General features: G+C 74.0%; 5 protein-coding genes. 2 read left to right on the plus strand and 3 right to left on the minus strand.

Going from position 1 to position 4,869, the window contains the following annotated elements; translation table 11 throughout:
- Positions 1–286: 286 nt before the first annotated feature.
- From ACOJTC_RS06565 to ACOJTC_RS06575, 3 genes are all read right to left on the minus strand, one after another.
- A complete protein-coding gene (locus ACOJTC_RS06565; protein ID WP_420116162.1) occupies positions 287–1,462 on the minus strand; it encodes a cysteine desulfurase family protein in 1,176 nt (391 codons plus the stop codon).
- 105 nt (positions 1,463–1,567) lie between these two features.
- Positions 1,568–2,236, minus strand: a complete 669-nt coding sequence (locus ACOJTC_RS06570; RefSeq protein ID WP_204923715.1) for a class F sortase — start codon at positions 2,234–2,236, stop codon at positions 1,568–1,570.
- On the minus strand, positions 2,233–3,063 hold the full coding sequence (locus tag ACOJTC_RS06575; RefSeq protein ID WP_204923714.1) for a DUF4397 domain-containing protein: 831 nt from the start codon (positions 3,061–3,063) through the stop codon (positions 2,233–2,235). The genes ACOJTC_RS06570 and ACOJTC_RS06575 overlap by 4 nt, the downstream gene beginning before the upstream one ends.
- A 249-nt stretch (positions 3,064–3,312) precedes the next feature.
- On the opposite strand from ACOJTC_RS06575, the gene ACOJTC_RS06580 reads away from it, so the two are divergent.
- Entirely contained in the window at positions 3,313–3,915 is a 603-nt protein-coding gene (locus ACOJTC_RS06580) for an RNA polymerase sigma factor (protein WP_204923713.1), read from the plus strand.
- Positions 3,869–4,783, plus strand: a complete 915-nt coding sequence (locus ACOJTC_RS06585; RefSeq protein WP_420116163.1) for an anti-sigma factor domain-containing protein — start codon at positions 3,869–3,871, stop codon at positions 4,781–4,783. The genes ACOJTC_RS06580 and ACOJTC_RS06585 overlap by 47 nt, the downstream gene beginning before the upstream one ends.
- Positions 4,784–4,869: the final 86 nt, after the last annotated feature.

A 4,869-nucleotide genomic window follows, 5' to 3' on the forward strand; every position in this document is an offset into this window, starting at 1 on the left:
TCAAGAGGTTTGCGTCATCCCAGCGCCCGTTCCTGACCTCAACCTCTTGATCACCGAGCACCGCCACCGCTCAGCAGCCCGCGGGTGGGCTGGAAGGCATGCGCGGTCGGGTGGGGAGGGGTGCGGGCCGGTAGGCCCCGGTGATCAAGAGATTCGCGTCAGAATCCGGCGGGCGGGTGACGCAAACCTCGTGATCACCGGGGGCCGGGCAGGGGCGGAGCGGGTGCGGAGCCTGAGCCGGGGCGGGGCGGGGGTGGAGCCGGGGCGAAGAGGGCGGGCGGGGCGGTCAGCGGGGGGTGCGGAGGGCGGCGGCTCGGCGGGCGCGGTCGACGGCGGCGGGGAGGGCCGCGATCAGGGCGTTGACGTCGGCGGGGGTGCTGGTGTGGCCGAGGGTGAAGCGCAGCGAGGAGCGGGCCCGGTCGTGGTCGGCGCCCATCGCCAGCAGCACGTGGCTGGGCTGGGCCACCCCGGCCGAGCAGGCCGAGCCGGTGGAGCAGGCGATGCCCTGGGCGTCGAGCAGGAGCAACAGGGCGTCCCCCTCGCAGCCCGGGAAGGAGAAGTGCGCGTTGCCGGGCAGCCGGTCGTCGGGGTGGCCGTTGAACACCACCTCGGGCACCGCCTCCCGGACCCGCCGCACCAGGTCGTCGCGGAGCGCCGCCACCCGGGCGGCGTACTCCTGCTGGCCCTTGACCGCCGTCTCGACGGCGACCGCGAAGGCGACGATGCCTGCGGTGTCCAGGGTGCCGGAGCGGACGTCGCGTTCCTGCCCACCGCCGTGTAGCAGCGGGGTGGCGGCGACGTCCCGGGCGAGCAGCAGCGCGCCCACCCCGGTCGGGCCGCCGAGCTTGTGCCCGGTCACGGTGAGCGCGGAGACCCCGCTGGCCGCGAAGTCGACGGGCACCTGGCCGACCGCCTGCACCGCGTCGGTGTGGAACGGCACGCCGTGCTCGGCGGCGACGGCGGCCAGCTCGGCCACCGGCTGCACGGTGCCGACCTCGTTGTTGGCCCACATCGCGGTCACCACGGCGACCCGGTCGGCGTGCGCGGACAGCTCGGCGCGCAGCAGCGCCGGGTCGAGCTTGCCGGCGGCGTCCGTGGGCAGCCAGGCGACCTCGGCGTCCTCGTGGTCGGCCAGCCAGTCGACCGCGTCGAGGACGGCGTGGTGCTCGACCGCGCTGGAGACCACCCGGACCCGGTCGGGCCGGGCGGCCCGTCGGGCCCAGAAGACGCCCTTGACGGCGAGGTTGTCGCTCTCGGTGCCGCCGCCGGTGAAGATGACCTCGGAGGGGCGGGCGCCCAGCACGGCGGCCACCCGCTCGCGGGACTCCTCCACCCGACGCCGGGCACGCCGGCCCGTCGCGTGCAACGACGACGCGTTGCCGACCTCGCGGGCGGTGGCGACGTACGCCGCCAACGCCTCGTCGAGCATCGGGGTGGTCGCCGCGTGATCAAGGTATGCCATCACCGTTCAGCGTAACGGCCAGCGCACGGCGCGTTGGATGCCGGACCACCCGTACCGAAGCGTGGATGGGACCGGGCCGGGACCGGATCGGCCCCGACCCGGTCCTCAGGCCGGTACGGCGGTGACAACGATGTTGTCCCGGTAGTGCCGGGTCTTCGGGTCGAACGGCCCGCCGCAGGTGATCAGGGTCAGCCGCGGCTTGCCGTCCCGGGCGAAGTACCGGTCCAGCGGGATCTTCGTCTTGGCGTACTCCTCGCGGGAGACGACCCGGTAGGCGCGCTGTTCGCCGTCCGCGCCGGTGGCGGTGACGGTGTCCCCCCGGTCGAGTTCGCGGAGCCGGAAGAACGCCCCCTTGCCCTGCTCCGAGCTGTCGACGTGACCGGCGATCACCACCGAGCCGGCGTCGGTCTCCAGCCCGGGGCCGAACCGGTACCAGCCGATCTGGTCCACGCTCGGCGGGACGTCGAACTCGTCGGTGCGGGTGTCGATGCCCACCGGGTTGACCGTGGCGGTGACGTCGATCGCCGGGATGCGCAGCTTCACCGGCGGCACGGTCCGTTCGGCCGTGGGCAGGTCACCTGCGGTCACCGGCACCGACGGGCCGCCACCGGTTCCGGCGGTCGGGCCCGGCGGACTGCTGCTGGCCAGCGCCGCCGCCTCGTCCGCGCCGACGTCCTCGGCCGGCTGCGAGCCGCAGGCCACGACGGTGGCGATGGTGAGCGCGGCGACGCCGGCGGCCATCGCCGCCAGCGCCCCGCGGTGTCGCACCGTCACCGGCGACCGGTCCGGGTGGCGGCCACCCGCGCCCCGCCGCCGACCAGCAGCAGTACGCCGGCACCGGCCAGCACGTACCACCAGGTGTCCACGCCGGTGCCGGCCTGCCCACCGGTGCCGCTGGGCACGCCGCCCGGGGCCGAGTGCAGACCGGTGATGGTCTGGGCGACCAGGTCGAGGTTCTTGGCCTCGGCCGAGCCGATCGCGTAGACGATGGTGGCGGTGCCCTCCTTGAGGTTCAGGTCCGCCGGGCCGATCGCCACGGTGTCGGTGCCGGCCAGCACCACGTCGGCCTTGACCGTGCCCGCGTCGACGTCGGCCTTGGCCTCCTTCGGGTTGGTGAGGTCCTCGAAGACAGGCTTGCCACCGGCCCGCACGTCGACCGCCGGGGCGGCGGCGGTGTGCCGGACGATCAGCCGGGCCTTGCCGGCGGCCAGCTTGGCGGTGTCGTTGACGAACGGGGTGATCTGCGGCTTGCCGTCCGCGCCGAGGTGCGCGGCGAGGCTGATGTTGGCGCCGCCGGGAACCTCGGCGTCATCGACCTTGAGAATCGCGCTGCCGACCGGCTCGCCCGGCTTGGTCAGGGCGATGTCGTACTCGCCCTCGGGCAGGGTCAGCGGGCCGGCGACGTCACCGGGCTTGAAGTTGTCGAGGGTCTTCTTGCCGTTGACGTAGACGTCCACCGGGGTGTCCGGGATGCCGTGCACGACGGAGACCTTGGACGAGGCGGCGTACGCCGGGCCCGTGGTCGCGGCGCCGACGCCGGCGAAGGCCAGGGCGGCCACCGCGCCGCCTGCGGCGACCCGACGGAAGATAGCGAGCTGCATGTCTGCCTCCTGGTGATTGGTGCTGGTTCGTCAGGTCTGGCTTGCAGAACGGGTTACGCCACCCGTCGCACCGCCGGATGCAGCCCGACACCACATTCTTTTTTTCGCCCGGGGTGCATCCGGGGCCGGCTGCGGCGACGAATAGCTGGTGAGACGAGTGGAGGCGGACCGGACCAGGAGAGTGGGGCGGAGGCTGTGGGCGTTACAGTCGGGCATGCCCCAGGGAAGGCGACCCGCCCGGTGACAGCGGTGGGAACAGCAGGACACGAACCCGAACCACCCCCCGACGAGTTGGCCGCGCGCTTCCGGGCGGGCGACGAGACCGCGCTGCGGGAGGCGTACGACCGGTTCGGCCGGGCCGTGCTCCACCTGGCCACCAGCACGTTGGCCAACCGCAGCGACGCGGAGGACGTGACCCAGGCGACGTTCGTCGCCGCCTGGCTGGGGCGGGAGACCTTCGACCCGACCAAGGGCTCGTTGATCGGGTGGCTGCTCGGCATCGGCCGGCGCAAGGTGATCGACCGGCTGCGCGCCTCGGCCCGGGAGGCCCGGGTGGTGGAGACGGTACGGCAGCTACCCGAACCGGTCGGCACCGGCGCAGACCCGGACACGGTGGTCGACCGGCTGGTGGTCGCCGACGAGCTGGCCCGGCTCCCCGACGACCAACGACGGATGTTGGAACTGGCCTTCTACGACGACCTGACACACCAACAGATCGCGACGGTGACCGGGGTGCCGCTGGGCACGGTCAAGAGTCACATCAGGCGGGGCATGGCGAGCTTGAAACGCAGATGGGAGGTGGACGGTGCAGCACCTGGACCACGACCGGCTGGTCTTTCTGGCGCTCGGTGAGAGCGAGGCGGACCACGGCGAGACCGACCACCTCGGCGGCTGCGTGACCTGCCGGCGCGAGCTGGAGTCCCTGCGGCACGTCGCCGGGCTGGGCGCGGGCACCCAGGGCCTGCACGATTTGCCCGACCCGCCGGCCCACCTCTGGGCGGGCATCCTGGCCGAACTCGACGCCGTCGCGCAGGTGCCGTCGCCGGCCGAGGCCCACCGGCAGGCTCTCGGGCCGGACCCGACGCAGGCCCCTCCGGCGGCCAGGAACGGCGTCGACCCGGCCTACCGGCATCCGCCGGCGGTGACCGGCGACCCGCAACCGTCGGTGAGGGCCGGCGACCCGCACCCGTCGGTGGTGACCGGCGACCGGCCGGAGTCCCGGCGGCCGTCGTCGTCCCCCGGCGGCGGGCGTGCCGTCCGACCGGCGGGCCGGTCACGGCGTTGGCCACGCTGGGCGACCACCGTCGTCTCGGCGACAGCCGCCGCCGCGATCGCGGTGCTCGGCACCGTCTTCGTGCTCGGCGACCGGGGGGCCACGCCCCGGCAGGACGTGCTGGCCAGCGCGCCGCTGGCCGCGTACGGGAGCACGCCGGCCGACGCCCGGGGCGACGCCCGGGTCTTCGCCGACGGACGACTGCACCTGCACGTCGCGAATCTCCCGGACGTTACGGGGTACTACGAGGTCTGGCTGATCAATCCGACGACCATGGAGATGTTCTCGGTGGGTGTGCTGCGGGGTAGCTCCGGCGACGCCCTGCTGCCCCTGCCCCCGAACGTTGATCTTGAGGCATACTCGGTGGTCGACGTCTCCGCCGAGCAGTACGACAACAAGCCCGCCCACTCCGGCGACAGCCTGCTGAGGGGCACCCTGACGGGCTGATCGGCGGGCCGGCTCAGCTCCCCGGCCCGCCGATCAGCTCCCATCGCGTACCCGCCCCCCGCCGCGCGCCGACGCGCGGGCCGGGC

This window comes from Micromonospora sp. (assembly GCF_048594385.1).
Classification (GTDB): domain Bacteria; phylum Actinomycetota; class Actinomycetes; order Mycobacteriales; family Micromonosporaceae; genus Micromonospora; species Micromonospora wenchangensis.

Coding starts and splice junctions, on each gene's coding strand:
- ACOJTC_RS06565 (WP_420116162.1), bottom strand. CDS start 1,462: ATGGCATACCTTGATCACGCGGCGACCACCCCGATGCTCGACGAGGCG.
- ACOJTC_RS06575 (WP_204923714.1), bottom strand. CDS start 3,063: ATGCAGCTCGCTATCTTCCGTCGGGTCGCCGCAGGCGGCGCGGTGGCC.